The organism is Enterococcus sp. AZ128, assembly GCF_051714485.1.
Taxonomy (GTDB): Bacteria; Bacillota; Bacilli; order Lactobacillales; family Enterococcaceae; genus Enterococcus_A.
Genome location: NZ_JBIORZ010000003.1, coordinates 173,950 through 191,091 on the forward strand (window position 1 = coordinate 173,950; position 17,142 = coordinate 191,091).

The 17,142-nt window shown below is 40.5% G+C and carries 16 protein-coding genes and 1 pseudogene; 8 read left to right on the forward strand and 9 right to left on the reverse strand.

The annotated features are described in order from the left end of the window. Positions 1–7: 7 nt before the first annotated feature. Positions 8–1,317, reverse strand: a pseudogene (locus tag IGI38_RS19605) (PTS sugar transporter subunit IIC). 235 nt (positions 1,318–1,552) lie between these two features. On the opposite strand from IGI38_RS19605, the gene IGI38_RS19610 reads away from it, so the two are divergent. Further along, positions 1,553–2,278: a GntR family transcriptional regulator gene (locus IGI38_RS19610; RefSeq protein ID WP_438733554.1), complete on the forward strand. Its 726-nt coding sequence runs from the start codon at positions 1,553–1,555 to the stop codon at positions 2,276–2,278. 143 nt (positions 2,279–2,421) lie between these two features. Here IGI38_RS19610 and IGI38_RS19615 read toward each other — a convergent pair whose 3' ends face one another. Both IGI38_RS19615 and IGI38_RS19620 read right to left on the reverse strand, forming a co-directional pair. Continuing rightward, positions 2,422–3,504: a sensor histidine kinase gene (locus IGI38_RS19615; protein ID WP_438733555.1), complete on the reverse strand. Its 1,083-nt coding sequence runs from the start codon at positions 3,502–3,504 to the stop codon at positions 2,422–2,424. A gap of 2 nt (positions 3,505–3,506) precedes the next feature. Beyond that, a complete protein-coding gene (locus IGI38_RS19620) occupies positions 3,507–4,232 on the reverse strand; it encodes a response regulator transcription factor (protein WP_438733556.1) in 726 nt (241 codons plus the stop codon). 163 nt (positions 4,233–4,395) lie between these two features. Here IGI38_RS19620 and IGI38_RS19625 point away from each other — a divergent pair, with 163 nt between their 5' ends. From IGI38_RS19625 to IGI38_RS19635, 3 genes are read left to right on the forward strand one after another with little or no spacing between them, the layout of a single operon-like run. Continuing rightward, positions 4,396–5,262, forward strand: coding sequence for an ABC transporter ATP-binding protein (locus IGI38_RS19625; RefSeq protein ID WP_438733557.1), 867 nt, complete (start codon positions 4,396–4,398; stop codon positions 5,260–5,262). Further along, a complete protein-coding gene (locus IGI38_RS19630; protein WP_438733559.1) occupies positions 5,262–6,806 on the forward strand; it encodes a hypothetical protein in 1,545 nt (514 codons plus the stop codon). Before IGI38_RS19625 ends, IGI38_RS19630 begins: the two co-directional genes overlap by 1 nt. A 1-nt stretch (position 6,807) precedes the next feature. Then, complete coding sequence (locus IGI38_RS19635) at positions 6,808–7,410, forward strand: DUF4097 family beta strand repeat-containing protein (RefSeq protein WP_438733561.1); 603 nt, start codon at positions 6,808–6,810, stop codon at positions 7,408–7,410. Between the two features lie 59 nt (positions 7,411–7,469). On the opposite strand, the gene IGI38_RS19640 is transcribed toward IGI38_RS19635, so the two are convergent. From IGI38_RS19640 to IGI38_RS19665, 6 genes are all read right to left on the reverse strand, one after another. Then, complete coding sequence (locus IGI38_RS19640) at positions 7,470–8,405, reverse strand: sugar-binding transcriptional regulator (RefSeq protein WP_438733563.1); 936 nt, start codon at positions 8,403–8,405, stop codon at positions 7,470–7,472. Between the two features lie 44 nt (positions 8,406–8,449). Continuing rightward, entirely contained in the window at positions 8,450–9,256 is an 807-nt protein-coding gene (locus IGI38_RS19645) for a Cof-type HAD-IIB family hydrolase (protein WP_438733564.1), read from the reverse strand. Positions 9,257–9,308: 52 nt separating this feature from the next. Then, the gene (locus IGI38_RS19650) at positions 9,309–9,614 is read right to left on the reverse strand and encodes a PTS sugar transporter subunit IIB (protein ID WP_438733566.1); all 306 of its coding nucleotides are present in this window, start codon (positions 9,612–9,614) and stop codon (positions 9,309–9,311) included. Between the two features lie 94 nt (positions 9,615–9,708). Continuing rightward, positions 9,709–10,173 (reverse strand): PTS sugar transporter subunit IIA, encoded by a 465-nt coding sequence (locus IGI38_RS19655; RefSeq protein WP_438733568.1) that lies wholly within the window; start codon positions 10,171–10,173, stop codon positions 9,709–9,711. A gap of 13 nt (positions 10,174–10,186) precedes the next feature. Then, a complete protein-coding gene (locus tag IGI38_RS19660) occupies positions 10,187–11,227 on the reverse strand; it encodes a zinc-dependent alcohol dehydrogenase (protein WP_438733570.1) in 1,041 nt (346 codons plus the stop codon). Further along, positions 11,224–12,627, reverse strand: a complete 1,404-nt coding sequence (locus tag IGI38_RS19665) for a PTS galactitol transporter subunit IIC (RefSeq protein ID WP_438733571.1) — start codon at positions 12,625–12,627, stop codon at positions 11,224–11,226. Before IGI38_RS19665 ends, IGI38_RS19660 begins: the two co-directional genes overlap by 4 nt. A 215-nt stretch (positions 12,628–12,842) precedes the next feature. On the opposite strand from IGI38_RS19665, the gene IGI38_RS19670 reads away from it, so the two are divergent. The 4 genes from IGI38_RS19670 to IGI38_RS19685 all read left to right on the forward strand — a co-directional run bounded on the left by IGI38_RS19670 (position 12,843) and on the right by IGI38_RS19685 (position 17,108). After that, positions 12,843–13,496 (forward strand): L-ribulose-5-phosphate 4-epimerase, encoded by a 654-nt coding sequence (locus tag IGI38_RS19670; RefSeq protein WP_438733573.1) that lies wholly within the window; start codon positions 12,843–12,845, stop codon positions 13,494–13,496. A 159-nt stretch (positions 13,497–13,655) separates the two neighbouring features. Next, positions 13,656–14,561 (forward strand): transketolase, encoded by a 906-nt coding sequence (locus IGI38_RS19675; protein WP_438733575.1) that lies wholly within the window; start codon positions 13,656–13,658, stop codon positions 14,559–14,561. A gap of 24 nt (positions 14,562–14,585) precedes the next feature. After that, complete coding sequence (locus IGI38_RS19680; protein ID WP_438733577.1) at positions 14,586–15,575, forward strand: transketolase family protein; 990 nt, start codon at positions 14,586–14,588, stop codon at positions 15,573–15,575. Between the two features lie 129 nt (positions 15,576–15,704). Continuing rightward, positions 15,705–17,108 (forward strand): IS1182 family transposase, encoded by a 1,404-nt coding sequence (locus tag IGI38_RS19685; protein WP_438725998.1) that lies wholly within the window; start codon positions 15,705–15,707, stop codon positions 17,106–17,108. Positions 17,109–17,142 lie beyond the last annotated feature (34 nt).

Consider the following 17,142-nt stretch of genomic DNA (forward strand, 5'->3'; position numbering starts at 1 on the left):
TATATACTTAAGCTGCTTCAATAGCCGCTTTGTTTGATATTTTTACAAATGGTAAATAAATCAAAATCGATACGATGATACAAATAATTTGCGTTACGACCGCTCCGATATCTCCTGCTGTTGCAAGGTATGCATTAACGATCGGCGGCATCGGCCAAGGAACCATTACTACCGCTTTAGCGGCAAAACCCAATGATGTTGCTACATATCCGATCGTCCCTGTTATTAAGGGCGTTACAATAAAAGGAATGGCTAGAATCGGATTAAGCATGATCGGCATACCAAAAATCACTGGCTCGTTGATATTAAAGAGCCCTGGAGCAAAGGACAGCTTGGTGATTTCTCGCATATCATCCCGTTTTCCCACGAGAAAGATCGCAATCAAAAGGCCAATGGTTACTCCCGACCCCCCCATGCTCATATACATATCCCAAAAAGGCATCGTGATGATATTAGGAATTTCTTTCCCTGCTTCAAAAGCTTCCGTATTGACTGCAATAGCTGCCAATAATAATGGCTCACGCACGGGCTTTACCATCTGATTTCCATGGATGCCGATCACCCAAAATACTTGAGCTATAAGCATCAACAATAGGATACCCGGTAACCCTTGACAATGCCTTCCAATGGTCGTTGAATAATATTGTAAATAATGTCATACGCATACATCCCTGTAGCAGCCTTTATTGCAAATCCTGCTGTCGCAATTATCGATACCGTTAATATCGTAGGAAACAACGCAGAAAAACTTTCTGATACATTCGCAGGAACAGTATCCGGCATTTTTAGTTTGAGGCGTTCTTGACGGCCTAGCCAGCAATAAAGCTCGATCGAAGCAATCGCGACAAACATTCCCAAAAAAAGCCCCTTGGTATCCGTGTATTGTTTCGCTAGAACATTCTCCGCAACAACATTAAGATCATCCGCGTTTACAAATTCATATACAAAGGGATTTACGGATAAGTAACTCATTACCGCGATGATTCCCGGAAATATCCCCTTCACATTGTTCAATTTAGCCAATTCGATTCCGATAAGAAAAACTGCATATATCGTTAGAAAACTTAATGTAACATAACTCACAGCAGATGATATCGGTTTCAATTCTGCCAAAAACCCTAATGCTTTAATCCTTGCCAAACCATTTTCATTATCAAATATCATCGCTGAGAATAAGGTCCCAAACGCTCCGGTAATGATGACAGGAATCAATGAAGCAAAGGCATTTTTGATAACCATAATATAGCGAAGTGAATTTATTTTCGTCGCAAAATTTCCAAGGATCTCCGTAAGTTTTCCCATAAAACCATTTTCCATAATACTCCTCCTCGTTGATAACGTTCCTTCTCTTTGTAGTTTTCAAATATGATATACTCTTCTTACAACTTATTTTTAGTTTTATAAAACAGAGTGACCAAAACAACTTTTGCAATCGATTACATTGCCAATCTAATATAGTATCTATAATTTGTAAACTCAAACTTCTTTTTACACAGAAGTTGTAAACCTCAATCTTTTCAACTCATACTTTTATCTTTTTAAGGAGAAGAAAATGGCATTTTATCAAGACATCGCAGTTGATTTACGTAAGAAAATATTTGATGGCGTTTATTCCAAAGAATCCAGACTGCCAAACCAAGCTGAATTAGCCCGAATCTATAATACAAGTCGGGTAACAATCCAAAAATCATTGAAATTATTGCAAATCGAAGGATTAATCGAAGGCAAACAAGGCTCCGGTTCCTTTGTTAAAGGACCCGAGTCTGTTTATGACTATGATGCGAACATTTATGGCGGGATGACAAAAAAACTGGGACATTTAGGCACTCTCGATAGTAAAATTATTTCATTTGGCGTGACCTTTCCCAGCGAAAAAGATCAAGAGAAATTGAAAATTAATAAAAATGATCCCATCTACGATATCATCCGTCTCCGCATGCTCGATGGCGAACCTTTAGCGATTGAGTACACAGTCATGCCGGTGTTGCTGATTCCAGGTATCACTGAAGAAATCTTAAAACATTCTATCTACCACTATATTCAGGAAAGCCTGCATTTAAATTTTGGGCAGTCTCATCGCAGAATCAAAGCGGACAAGCCTGATCAATATGATATTGAGTACCTTCATTGTCAATCAGATGATCCCGTATTAGAAATCGAACAAACTGTTTATTTAGAAAATGACAGACCCTTTGAATATTCTCAAACAAGACACCGCTATGACAAAGGTGATATCACGATCATTAATAAATCCAGCAAGCACGACTATCAGTTGTAAAGCTTTTATTTAACAAATTGATTTCACTACTATAAAAAAGGGCTAGAAAATCTGCTTCTTCAGATTTTCTAGCCCTTAATAGTTTAAAGTCTAACTTATATTTCTATTCCCTGCATTTTAATAATTTGGAAGTATGTGTATTATTAAAATGGTAAATGAAAAGTAAAGATGCTCCCCTTTAATAGTTCACTTTTTACCGTTGCGCGCCCTCCGTGAGCTTCTACGATACTTTTGACCACCGATAAACCTAGTCCGCCGCTGGCATTCGTTTCGGTCTCCTCCGGACGCTGGTACCGTTCGAAAAGTTTCTCCAGCGTTGCCTCATCCATCCCAACACCATCATCCTTGATCATGATCTCAACTTCCTGTTCCTGCGATTGTATCGAAATTTCGATTGCGGTCCCTTTAGGATTATGAGCGAGTGCATTGCCTACCACATTTTGGACTGCTCTAAATAGCAGCTTCTGATCCGCTTCATACATTAGCTGCTCACAATCACTTTGAAAACTAAATTCATAGCCTTCTGTTTGATGATCATTTACCAAGTCCAATAAAATCCCACGAGCAAAGGCAATCAGGTCGAAACTTTTTTTATTGATCGGGTAATTTTCGCTTAAGGCTTCTAATTTAAAAGACAAATTCAAATCACCGATCAACTCATTGATCAGCTCGCTTTTAGTATGAATCGTCGTTAAAAACTGCTGCTGTTCGTTTGCAGACCATTCCTTTTGCTCATCCAGTAATAATGCGGAATACCCCGTGATATAAGATAGCGGGGTTTTCAAATCGTGAGAAACGCCGGAGATCCAATTCGTTTTTGCCTCTTCCAGTTTTTCTCGCTCTTTTTCCGCTGCTGCTTGTTGGCGCGCCAGTTCATAAATATCGGTAATCAATTCTCGATAAAGCGAATAGCGCAATTTCAACTTACCGTTCTGTTTATACAGAATCTGATTCATATTCGCTAAGCTATACTCTCCCTCAGACAATTCTTTGATCAGAGACAGCATCGTTACCAAAGGATTAACAAAGTACAAACCAAAAATGATCCCGCCAAAAATAAATGGCAGAAGAATTCCTGTGATATTCGCAAAATAAGCCGCCTGTTCACTTTTGAAAAGGAAGGGTGTAACGAATTCCATGAATACGCCCACGAATATTCCCGTAAAGAAGATAAAAGCCAATAGGTTTCCGATAAAGAACAGAATGAAACGTAATCTTAATTTCAACTTCACGCCCCCTTAACCGGCGGCACAAATTTATAACCAATTCCTCGGAGATTTTGTATCAGCTGCGTCTTTGCACCATCATCTCCGATTTTCTTACGCAACCGCGAGATCTGCATCGTCACTGCTTTGTCATCGCCAATTCCCAGGCTATCCCAAACAGCTTCATACAATTGCGAGGCTGCGAACACACGGTTCGGATTTTTACAGAAAAAGACTAACAAATCGTATTCTTTCGCTGTACACTCCACCGGTTTCCCGTCCACCAGCAGCGTCCCGTCTTCGGTGTTCAGAACGAAACGACCGTAATCATACGTAGCCGCTTTCGGAGCTTCCGCCGGCTCTGCTGCTTTGATTGAATAGCCTTGTCTGCGCAGCAGTGCTTTCACCCGCGCAATCACTTCTAATGGTTCAAACGGCTTCGTAATATAATCATCCCCGCCGATCGCTAATCCAGACAATTTATCAAACGTACTATCTCTAGCAGTTAAAAAAATGATTGGTGCCAGCGTATGTCGCCGAACTTCTTGACACAGGTCGAAGCCAGAAAAATCTGGCAAGTTTACATCTAAAACCAGCAAATCATAACCTTCCTGTTTGATCTTCTCTAAGCCTTCCATCGCCGTCGAAGCACAATCAATAATCGTATAATGTTCCTTTTGCAAGGTAATCTTCAATAACTCTAACAAACCTTTTTCATCATCAACTAATAAAATTTTTTCATTATTCAACCAAAAAACACTCCTTTTAACTAAGACAACGCGAGTGTACCATAGAAAACCTTGGCTAACAACGAAAGTTCAAAGATTGCTTACTTGTGGTTTTCCTGTTACTTAGTTGTGGTTTTGGCTCGTTATGATAGCACTATAGAAAAACACGAGGGGGAAACAACCAATGCTACAGATTAAAAATTTAACCAAACAATACAAAAATAAGACCGCGGTCAATGATTTGACCATCGACTTTCCGAAAGGTGTGACCGGACTTCTGGGACCGAATGGAGCAGGAAAATCCACGTTGATGCGAATTCTTTCGACCGTTGACACACCGACAAAGGGGACTGTTAGTTTTAACGGCAGCGACATCGTGAAACAGCCTAACGAAATGCGACGAGTTTTAGGTTATTTGCCACAGAACTTCGGTGTTTATCCAAATATGAGCGCCTCAGAGTTTTTAGAATACATGGCAGCGATGAAAGGCTTATCCATGAAATCGGCGAAAAAAAGAATCAATGACTTGTTGGATATTTTGAATCTTACCTCTGCCGGCAAACGACATTTAGGCGGATTTTCCGGCGGGATGAAGCAACGCGTGGGAATCGCACAAGCATTATTGAATGATCCAAAAATATTGATCGTTGATGAACCAACTGTTGGTTTAGACCCAGATGAACGAATTCGGTTTCGGAATCTGCTTGCTTCACTTGCAACCGATCGAACGATCATTCTTTCTACTCACATCGTCAGCGACATTGAATCGATCGCACCAAACCTAGTCATCATGAAACAAGGAAAATTGATCGCCGCCGATTCACCAGAACGGCTCATCACCGCAGCTCAAGGCAAAGTTTGGAATGCTGTGATCGAGGGCAGTGAACTGGAAGCATTGCAACAAGAATACATCGTCAGCAATTCGATGCAGCGAAGTGACGGCATTCACGTCCGAGTTCTTTCAGCAGAACAACCGCGACTGAATGCCCGCTTAGTTGAACCATCATTAGAAGATGCATACCTATTCGCCACCAAGGAGGGGCAAAATTAATGAAATCAACTGGTTATCTAATCAAGCACAATTTGATCAAACAGACGCGCAGTTACAGTTTTTTAATTGTAATGATGGTCAGTGTCTTCCTAGCCTTCCTTTGTGTCCCAGCACTTGATGGCGGGTATGAGATCTTCTATCTTGGTGGTGTCCGCGGAATCTATAATGCTCATTGGTTAGGTACCATTGCAGCGATGTTGCCAGTGATTTTACTATGGCTGCCCGGTTTCTACTTATTACGCAGTCAAATCTCGGAGGATCGACGATTGAATATCGGACAAGTAATCGCTGCGGCACCCGTCAGCAAAAGCAGTTATCTCTTTGGTAAATTTAGCGCTAATTTTTCAGTGTTGTTCGTAGCCGATCTATTGTTCACCTTTGCGATGATGCTGATGCAATTGATTCGCCACGAAGACCTATCAATTCAAATCGGAGCGTACCTGTTGCCGCTAGTCGTCGTGACTCTCCCACATTTGATTCTTCTAGCAGCGTTAACGGTGTTCTTCGATATAATGCCGGGATTAAGAAATACATTCGGCAACGGCTTGATGTTCATTGTATGGATCGGCCTAGCAACTGTTTCTGTTGCGGCGCCTGGAAGCAGCTTTGACTTATTCGGCTTAGGCTACTTATTGAATCAAATGTCGATCGGCGCCAGAGCCATTTATCCTGGTTTACCAGCAGGAGGCAGCTTTGGTTATTATCCACAAAAAGCAGCCATCACTACCTTTGAATGGCAAGGTTTCCATTTTGACTCCGCCTTTTTGATCAGTCGTCTCTTATGGATTTTGGCAGCCTTGATCTTGCTGTTTGTTTCAATCGTAGTCTTTAACCGCTTTAAAGAAAAAGAGAAAACAGCAAGTAAAATTGCATTTAACCGTAAAAAAGTTGTATACACACCCTCCAATAGCTTGAAGCTGTCACCGATCAAAAAGAATCGTTTCTTGAATGTATTCTTGATGGTGAAAGGTGAAATAAAAATCATGCTGATGGGGCAAAAAAGATGGTGGTACCTTCTCCTATTAACAGCGATCGTCTTGAACGGATTCATCGTTATTGGACCAGGTTTGAAATGGGGAACATTAATTTTATTATTACCAATAGGAATTCTATCTCAGATGGGTTGTCGTGAAAAGTATTTCAATCTGACCGAATTAATCACCGTCAGCTGCCCTTGGCAATTCAAATGGATCGTTAGCTTAATCGCAGGTTTATTAATCCTCGGCTTAACTTCTGGCGGTATTCTGATTCGTTTCGCCTTAGCAGGCGCTTGGCCCCACTTTGGCGCTTGGCTCGTTGGACTTTTCTTCATCGCTTCTCTAGCTATGATGCTAGGCACGCTTACAGGCAACCGCAAACCGTTTGAAGGCCTATTCATCGCTTTGCTCTACTTCGGTCCAATCAACAACTTAGGTTCATTCGATTTTACGGGGGTTCAAACAACGAACACCTTGCAATTCCTCATCATCGGATTTGTTTTATTAACAATTAGTATCAGTGGATGTTTTATCAAAGAAAATCACTTAAAAAAAGGAGCTTTTTAAAATGAAAAAAAATAAAAAATTTATCGGATTAGCAATAATGGGAATGATTTTTGGTGGAAGTATGGCTGGTTATGCCAGTGAAATTAAAAACACAAGTAGTGTTAACGTGGAGAACTATCAGCAACTAACGATTACGTCAGACGCTCATAATGTTGTTGTTCAAGAAACCGATGGGAATAAAATCACCGCTTCGATGAACGGTTATAAAGGACGGTTACTGAAGAAGGATGGAAAGAAATTATCCATCAATATCCCTGCACCAAAAGCGGGGATTCGACTATCTGATCCAGACATTCTGTATGTCAAAGTACCTAAGAATAATCACTTGAGCATCAACGTTCAATCAGAAGCTGGCAATGTAACGCTTGACCACGTTTCTGGGAAAAAGATCAAGGTCGACCTTCAGGCAGGAAAAATTACAGCAAATAATCTCCCTAGCAAGATTCAGGCAAAAACAGAAATCGGTGAGATCAAAGCAAAATCAACTCCAGAAAAAGTGACCCAAACACAAACCGGCGGTGCAGTCTACAAAGATACTCAGACAAATAACTCTGATAGCGTTACTACCTTGCACAACGAGACTGGAGAAATCGAAATCAACTAAAAAGAAAAATCATGGCAGCGATCTTTAATTGATCGACGCCGTGATTTTTCTTTTACTAATTAACTATTTAACAATTCGTACCCGACTTCTTCATCACAAATCAAGACATTGATCAGCTTGCCATTGATTGCTCCCAAAGTCGCGGTCGCTCTTTTCTTCGAGCAAACAGCTCCGATACTGATTGGGGCTAGTCGTAAAGAATCTAAGCCGCTGGAAATCGGAAATTGATTACGATATTGAATCTCTTTCCCAGTAATATCAAACGCGCGGCCAATCATCGTACCAACAGCACCCTCCGCTACTAAATCATTCAAATCTCGATTATCTAAAATCCCTGAAGATACCAACGTATTGCGAGTCGTTTCAATATTTCCGATCCCGCTGAAAGCTACATCAATCTTTCGGCCCAGCGAAATATTCAAATCGATTTGCGGCTGCGCCAGTAACTCTTCTTGTAACTTCCGTGAGTTTACAAATGCAGGCGCATTAAAAAATTCATGTCGTCCATTTAATTTTTGCGCTAAACGAAAGACCAATTCATTCCCATCCATCACCGTTCGATTCGGCCCTAGGCTACCGGTCAGTTGGACCACATGGACATTCTTCACGTCACAATCAGGAAAATTCTTCACCATTTTCTCGACTGTCCTTCCCCAAGAGATCCCCAAGAGTTTATCGTTTGCTAAAGCTCCGCTGATATAATCCGCTGAAGCCTTTCCTACATTGTCTAAATTATACTCATACTCGCCCAAACCTTTAACAACAATGACTTCCAATAGATCGAACTTCTCCTTCAATTGGATCATCAAAGCATTGTTGCGCTCAAAAGGAGCTTCGATCGATATTTTAACGATCTGCTTTTCTCTAGCTTCTTCTAACATTCTGGAAATGGATGGACGCGATACCCCAATTATTTTCGCAATATCGTTTTGATTCATCCTATCTAAATAGTACATTTCCGCTACTTTTAATAACGTTGAAATATCATTCGCCATTTTTTCCTCCTGTGTAGAATTAGTCTGAGTCTCACTGTTTATTGTTACGTAATAAAAGTATCGATAATTTCCAACGCCTTTATTACACCATCTTCATCGTTTGTCGGACAATGCCATTTAGCTATCTTTTTTAATTCATCTGTTGCATTCCCCATCGCGATCGAATGAGGGAATTTTTCAAAAGAAGAAAGATCATTGCCATTGTCGCCGACCACAAAAACATCTTGATCCGAAAGGCCGTAATAGCTGGCTAATTCAACTAACCCATTGCCTTTACTGACATCTTTTTTTGCAAATTCAACCATGGTCGGGTAGCCCTGAACACAGGAATATTGCCGTGAAAAGTGTTGTTCTATCTCACTTTTGTTCTGTTTAATTATATCGGGCTTGTCACAAATAATCAATTTAGAATATTTCTCATGGGAATCAGGCGCATTCATGGGACAAACTTTTATTTGATTGTTCGTTAAAAAGCAAAATTCTAATGTTTCAAGATTAATTGTTGGAAATACCGTAGTCACCTGCTGATCACTAACGGCAATACAGGTCAAATCATTTTGCTCGCAATAAGTTGCCACTTCTAAATAATCATGATAATCAAGCAACTCTTCGACTAACTTTTGATCACAACCATTTTGCACGACTGCACCATTCGCAATTACATGATATTCTTCTGCTATCCCTACTGCCTCCGCATGGGTCCGAACGCCTGACATCGGCCTTCCCGAACAAAAAGCAATGCGATATCTCCCGCTTTCAGCTCTTTGACGAATCGCCTTTGCCACCTTCTCTGTCAGCTTTCCAGTAGAATCTAACGCCGTTCCATCAAGGTCTAATGCTACTAAAATCATCAGATTTTCCTTTCAAAAAAAGACTGGACAAGCAATCCAGCCTTTTTCAAGATTATTTTCCCATTTCCTTTAACGCTTCTAGAGCAGCATCTAAAAATGTTTCTTCATCAAGGCCCGTTAATAAACCGACAGAATTGATTTGCGGGATTCCTTCAGCATCCGCTGGATCAATCGGGCTAGTAAACGCAATCAAATCAATATCTCCGTTAGAAACCGCTCCTTTGACCATCCCAGGATTCACTTCTTGTATTTCAACTTCATAGCCATGTTCCTCTAATAATTCTACGATGCGCTCACCCACCATGGCTGAACTAACCGTACCTGATCCGCAGACCGATAAAACTTTAATCTCGCTCATCTCTGAACCTCCTATTTGGGTAATCTTTTTTCATTCATGTTACCGTAGTTTCTTCTATCTATTATAGTATAACGCTTTCACGAAGTGTGTCTTTTTAAAATTTAATTTTGCTTGTTACAGCTAAAACTTCCTCTGGTGTCTTAGCTGAACGAATCGAATCCAAGTCTTCTTTTGTTTTGAAGACACTCATTAATTGCCGCAACAAAGCCAGTTGCTTCTTCGGATGCTCCATTGCTAACGGGAAAAAGATATTGCTTTGTAATTTGATATCCGGACTCCCCATCATTGAAACTTCAATCGGCTCTTTCGTGACAACAACGCCCATCCCCGGACGTAAAACGTGTTCGGGATCTGTGTGAGGGATTGCAATATTGTGTCCATCGGCCGCTAAACCTGTCGGAAAAACTTTTTCTCTGGCGATCACCGCTTCTACGTATGTCGGCTTTACAATCTGCGCCTTTTCAAACTCAGCGCCGATCAATTGAATCACTTCTTCAAATGAGTGAATATCTTGATCAAGTAAAATACAATTTCTTTCAACGAGATTCTTTTCTTCCATCGCTATCCTCACCTTATTGTTTGTTCGGCTGCAAAACGACCTTAATTTCATTCCCAGCCATCACTTGTTCAATCGCTTCTTCCCATTTATCTAATGGATAGATTTTGGTGATTAACCGTTCTGCATCGATCTTGCCTTGTTTCATCAAATCTAATGTCAAATGCCAGGTAGAAGGTTTTTGTGACCGGGAACCAATCACATTCATCTCCCTTTGAACAATTGAGTTCATATCTAATTCATTTAAACTTTTAGCAAACACACCCATTTGCACCAAAGTCCCTTTTTGCTTCAAGTAATCAAAAATCCCTTTGATCGCAGGAGCAGCTCCTGAACATTCAAAGCAGTAATCCGCACCTTTGCCATTCGTAAATTCTTTGATAATCGCGGCAGCATCTTCTTTCAGTGAATCAATCACGCGATCCGCACCTAATTCCTCGGCTGTTTTTAAGCGATCTGCATCTTGTGTGATGCCGATGACAATCACTTTAGCTTCGACACTTTTCAGTACTTGGCTCAAGCATAACCCAATCGGGCCAGGTCCGACAATCACCGCTACATCATTTTTTCTAACTTGAACCTTTTCCATACTTGCATGAACACCGCAAGCAATCGGTTCGGTAATCGAAGCGGCCAATAAACTGATTTTTCCATCTAGAATATGAATACTTTCTTCTCTAGTCAAGACATATTCAGCAAAACTGCCGTTCACTTGACTGCCTAATCCTTTTCGATTCAAGCAAAGATTGTATTCTTTATTTTGACAGGATTCACACTCACCACAAGTAGCAAAGGTCGTTTCACTAGTGACAAAATCACCTTTCCGAACCTTTGTTACCTTATCTCCAACTGCCTCAACCACGCCTGAAAATTCGTGACCTAATACTAATGGCGTCTTCAATCGGTCATATTCTCCTTTAAACCCGTGAATATCAGTTCCGCAAATACCTGTGTAAATTACCTTGACTAATACCTCCTGATTTTCAGGGACAGGTTTCTCAAGCTCTAATAATTCCATTTTGTTGTAACCAGGTTCAGTTTTAACTAGCGCCTTCATGCGACCACCTTTTCTTTGGGAGTGTCCGTTTTTTCACCTTCCAAGAAGCTCCAAACAGCTTGTTTGTTCTTCTTGAATAAAATATACATCGCGAAGTAAAGAACAACTACGATGCCCATCCATAAGAAATTCCCAGATAAGAAGGCTAAGAAGATTAAGGCCATTACCGGGTTATATAAAATCCCGAAACTTGTGATCATCATCGCACCCTCTGGAATGTTTACACCCACTTGTGCGGCTACTTCAGTAAAGTAAGGTGCCGTCAAAGTACATACGTATAAACCAATTGTAAACCAAATAATCCCTGAAATAACGCCCTTGAAAATATTTCCTTTCGAAATACAAATGATCATTTCCACCATATACGGTAAAGCAATCAAATCAACTAACGGTAAAGTTTCATTTCCTGGTAAGACCATTGCCAGCAAGACCATGATCGGAATCAAAATCAGTCCTGTCATCAAAGTAGCTGGTTCTCCGTAACCAACCGCATCGTTCACCGATAACATCCATTCACGGTTTTTACCGCTTCCTTTAGCTGTCTTCTTACTAGCATTTGTCAAGCTAATAAACGCTGATGCAAAGATACTTGCCACTCGAGGGAAGACGGCCATAACTGCAGATACCGCTAATCCCATGGTGAAGACACTGCCCCAACCATCTAAAGTATTCAATGTATTCAGATTACCCATGATCCCAATCAGCAATCCAAGAAATAGCCCTAAAGTAACCGGTTCTCCTAAGAAGCCTAATTTCTTTTTCAATGTCGCTGGATCCCAATTGATTTTCCCAGCACCTAATTTGTCTAAGATCCAATTCATCGCGATCGCATAGGGTACCGAAGTCACATGATGCGGCGCGGTTAAAGTCGTTCCCGGCAGATTGTAATAGTTCGCCCAGCGTTTTGCAATCACTTCCCCAAACAGCATGACATACAGATTCTGAACAATCATACAGGCCATCGCCAAAGCCATGTTCTTGGTAATCAAATAAATCATTGAGCCCCAAACCATGAAAGAGTAGTTGTTCCACATATCACTTGGCATAAATACATCGGTCCATTTTACTAAGAATAATGCCACTTGCAATACCAAACCTACTACTAAGAAGATCACACCTACTTGAGTAGAGTAAGCAATAACCGAAGTCGCTTGCCAACCAGTGTCAAACACCGGCAGCTTCACGCCTGTTTGCTCAACCATATTATTGATAACGGGGGTAACGATTGGGACAAATGAATTAACGATCAAATTAAATCCTGTTAATCCAATCCCAGCATTCAAAGCAGATTGAAAGGCTTTTTTAGGTTTGACCTTTAAAAATAATGCCACGATGAACAACATCACTGGTACAACAACCGCTGCACCAAATGAACTTAAGATATTTTGTAACAACTCCATAATAATTCCTCCTTTTATTGAACTTATTTTCACTTGTTAGAACTTATGAAAAGTATCGCATGGGTTTTTCGTTCTGTCAATACTTTTATTGGAAACGATTACAACTAGCTTTTATCTACTATAAATACACAAGGTGTTTTAAAAGCCTTACACCTATCCTTGACATTTGTTCTTTACAATGAAATAATGTAAAAAACAATATTGGAGGTAACGCTATGCTTGAACAACTGAAAGAAACGGTCTGCAAAGAGAATAAAGCGCTTCCTAAAAATGGATTGGTTTTATGGACAAGCGGAAATGTCAGTGCAAAAGATCCAGAAACAGAATATGTGGTCATCAAACCCAGCGGTATTCATTTTGATGACTTAACACCAGACAACATGATCGTTGTAGATTTAGCCGGCAATGTCATCGAAGGTGAACTATCCCCTTCCGTCGACACTGAATCCCATCTATATGTATACAATCATTGCCCTGAAGTTTTGGGTATCACGCACACCCACTCTCCTTATGCCACTGCTTTTTCAATCGCAGGAGAGCCGCTGCCCATCTATACAACAACTTCCGCCGCTGTCTTTGGCAAAGAAATCCCTCTATCTGAAATTGCGGCGGTTGGCGAAAAAGCCATTGGTGCTGAAATCGTACGTTGCTATCAAGAAACGAATTGCCCTGCGATCTTGCTAAAAAACCACGGCGTTTTCACAGTTGGAAAATCTGCTACAACTTCACTAAAGAATGCTGTCATTCTTGAAGAAACCGCTCAAAGTGTCTACTACGCCAGAACATTAAATCCGGCAATTAAACCATTAGAGTCCTCCTATACTTCAGAGGTATATGATTTTTATCAAAATAATTATGGGCAAAAATAATTATTAAAAGGATACTCATCCAGTTTTTCGCAGTATCTTCGAAATGAGAAACAGAGCATTAATTGAAAAAGATTTATCGGATGATCTATCGCTTTAAATCAGATTTATTTTTCTGAAAGGAAAAAATAAAAACAATAAAATGAAAAAAGGAGTTTTATCATGGAAAATAATTATACGATTGCTGATGTAGAAAAAGCTGCCAAAAATATTCGTAAACATGTACTAAAGTTGACTCTCGAAAGAAACGGCTGCTACTTATCGCAGGCATGTTCTTCTGCAGAACTTTTCGCCACTCTGTACTTACGTGTATTAAACTTGAGCGAAAGTAACGCTCCCCGGCTACCTGAAAAATTCCCGGGAACCCCTTCAAAGGATAATATGGATTACATCCAAGGAGCAGAATACCACGGATCACTAAAAGCACCTTATGACCGATTCTTTATCTCACCCGCACATTACGCAGCACCTGTTTACGCTGCCTTGATTGAGGCAAACCGCTTAGATGAAGAAGCTTTAGAAATGTTCAATCGTGATGGCTATTCAATGGAAATGATCGGCGCAAATCACACACCCGGTTTTGAAAACGCTGCCGGAACTTTAGATCAGGCGATCAGCGTTGCTGGCGGAACAGCCCATGCACGAAAACTTCGTGGAGAAGAAGGTCGTGTGTTTGTTATGATGTCCGACGGTGAGATGGAAGAGGGGCAATTATGGGAAGCTCTCCAAGCGGCTGCTTTTTATAAATTAGATAACTTGGTTCTACTAGTTGATATCAATGGACAGCAAGTTGAAGGAGAAACTAAGAAAGTCATGAACATTGAACCTTTAGAAGATCGCTTCACTGCTTTTGGCGCAAAAGCAGTATCTGTGGATGGCCACGATATTCAAGCGATTGAAGAAGCTGCTAAACAAGGGGAAAAGAACAAGCCTCTAGTTATTCTCTGCTATACCGATCCAACTCAAGGTATCCCGTACTTAAACGAAAGAAGACCCATTTTGCATTTCGTTCGTCTAAAACATGGAGAAGAATTCGATAAATATACTAAATTTTACAATGAAATGTAATCGAAACTAGAAAGGAGTTTTATTATGAAAATTGAATCGGATGTTCATTCAAAAAATATGATCAAGTTCGCTCAGGAAAATGAGGATGTTTTAGTTTTATCAGCTGATCTGGGCACTTCATGCGAGGTAAAAGAGTTTCCAAAGGTTTTCCCTGAAAAATATTTATCCATGGGGATCGCCGAACAGAATATGTTAAGCTGGGCAGCGGGGTTAGCTCGAGAAGGGTTTCGACCATTTTTACACACTTTTGCGGTTTTCCTTTATCGCAGACCGTTAGATCAATTAGAAATGTCGATCGCCTACCCTAACCTGCCAGTTTCACTTTTAGGTTTCGTACCTGGTATCACCACTCCTGGCGGCGTTACCCACCAATCAATCGAAGATGTAGGTATTTTACGGACTATCCCGAATATGACCATTTTTGATTGCGGCGATGCAACAGACGTCGAATCTGCCTTGAATATCTGTAAAGAAGTGAATGGGCCCATCTATGTTAGAATGCTTCGTGGACAGATGCCGCGCCTGTTCTCTCCAGACAAACCGACTGAGTTTAATAAAGGTCGTGTCATTTCTGAAGGGAATGATGTTGCCTTATTCTCCAGCAGTATCTGTACTGAAGAAGCGATGCGCGCAACTCAATGGCTCGAAAAACAAGGCGTTTCTGTACAGCATGTCCATATTACGACACTTAAGCCTTTTACAGATCCACTCGTAGTAGAATCGATTGAAAAAGTAAAACACGGAGTCGTTACAATGGAAAACCATGTGACTATCGGTGGTTTAGGTACCGCAGTTGGAGAAGTCATGCTAGAGCATCAACTCCATAAACAATTAATTAAAGTAGGCATCAATGACGAATGGACCCACGGCGCATCAAAACCTTATCTTTTGAAAAAATACGGATTAGACGCAGCTTCCTTAATCAGAGCTGTTGAAAAAATCTTAGACAAAGATCTTGGCTTCAAAGAAGAGGAATTGGAAGAAATCCGCCTAGAAGATTACGATCGCGTATAGAACAAAAAAAGTTCCTGAGAAGTGAATTCTCAGGAACTCAGACTGTAGACAAAGTCCACTTTATGGATGCTGTCTACAGTCTTTTCTTTTATAATAGATTTATGAAACCGAATACAAGGAGTGGTATTTATGATGTCTAAAAAAAATACGAACGGCAGAAATCAATTCGCGATGCTCACGATTGATGACCTGGTCCCTCAAGACCACCTCGTTCGAAAGATTGACGCCTCGCTTGATTTTGAATTTATTTATCCAATCGTCGAAGCCACTTACTCCGATTTAGGTAGGCCAAGTATTGATCCGGTGATTCTGATCAAATTAGTGTTTATCCAATATTTATTCGGCATCCGTTCCATGCGACAAACCATCAAGGAAGTCGACACCAATGTCGCTTATCGCTGGTTTTTAGGTTATTCTTTCGAAGAGAAAATCCCCCATTTTTCAACCTTTGGAAAAAATTACGTACGCCGGTTTAGAGAAACGACACTGTTTGAGGATATTTTTGCTTATATTTTGGAACAAGCAATTAAAGCCGGTTTTGTAACAGAAGATAATTTGTATCTTGATTCGACTCACATCAAAGCCAATGCCAATAAACATAGGTTTACGAAAGAAATGACGCATGATGAAGCGAAAGCCTATCAGGATGAACTAGAAGATGAAATCAATCGCCAACGAATCGAAGCCGGAAAACGCCCTTTTACTTTGGACTTAGAAAAGGAAGTGAAGCTGAAAGAAAGAAAAATAAGTAAGGCTGACCCGGAAAGCGGCTACTACGTCAAAGGCGAACGAGAAAAACAATTTGCTTATTCTGCCCATACCTCATGCGACGACAACGGATTTGTTCTCAGCACAATCGTGACTCCAGGAAATATTCATGACAGTCAAGTCGCGTTTCAACTCGTCAAACAATCGAAGAGACTTTTTCCAGAAATCAAACGAGTGGTTGCGGATGCCGGCTATAAGACACCAAAGTTTGTTCACTTTTTGACTCATTTGAACCTTCGGCCTTGTTTGCCTTATTCAAGGTCCAAAGGGAAAAAGGACCTGTTATTAAAAAATAAGTTTCTCTACGACGAGTATTTTGATTGTTATATTTGTCCGCAGGATCAAATGCTCAATTTTTCAACGGTTACTCGAGAAGGCTACCGAGAATACAAATCTAATCCAAAAGAATGTGTCCACTGTCCTTTACTAAAACAATGTACCAAAAGTAAGAATCATCAACGAGTCATCACAAGACATGTTTGGGGAGCTTTGATGGATGAGATAGAGCATCTTCGTCTGACAGACTTGAATAAAGCCATTTACAGAAAACGAAAAGAAACGATTGAACGAATATTTGCGGATGCAAAAGAAAAGCATGGAATGCGTTGGACCAAGTATCGAGGCTTGGAAAAAGTTGCGACGCATACGATGCTAGTGTTTGCTGCAATGAATTTAAAGAAATTGGCCACTTGGTTATGGAAAGGCAAAGAGCCTTTATTTTTTTGTTCTGAATTTCGTAAGAAATCAGATAAAAAGACGGCCTAAACTCAAATCAAGAGTTTGGGACGTCTTTTATCTA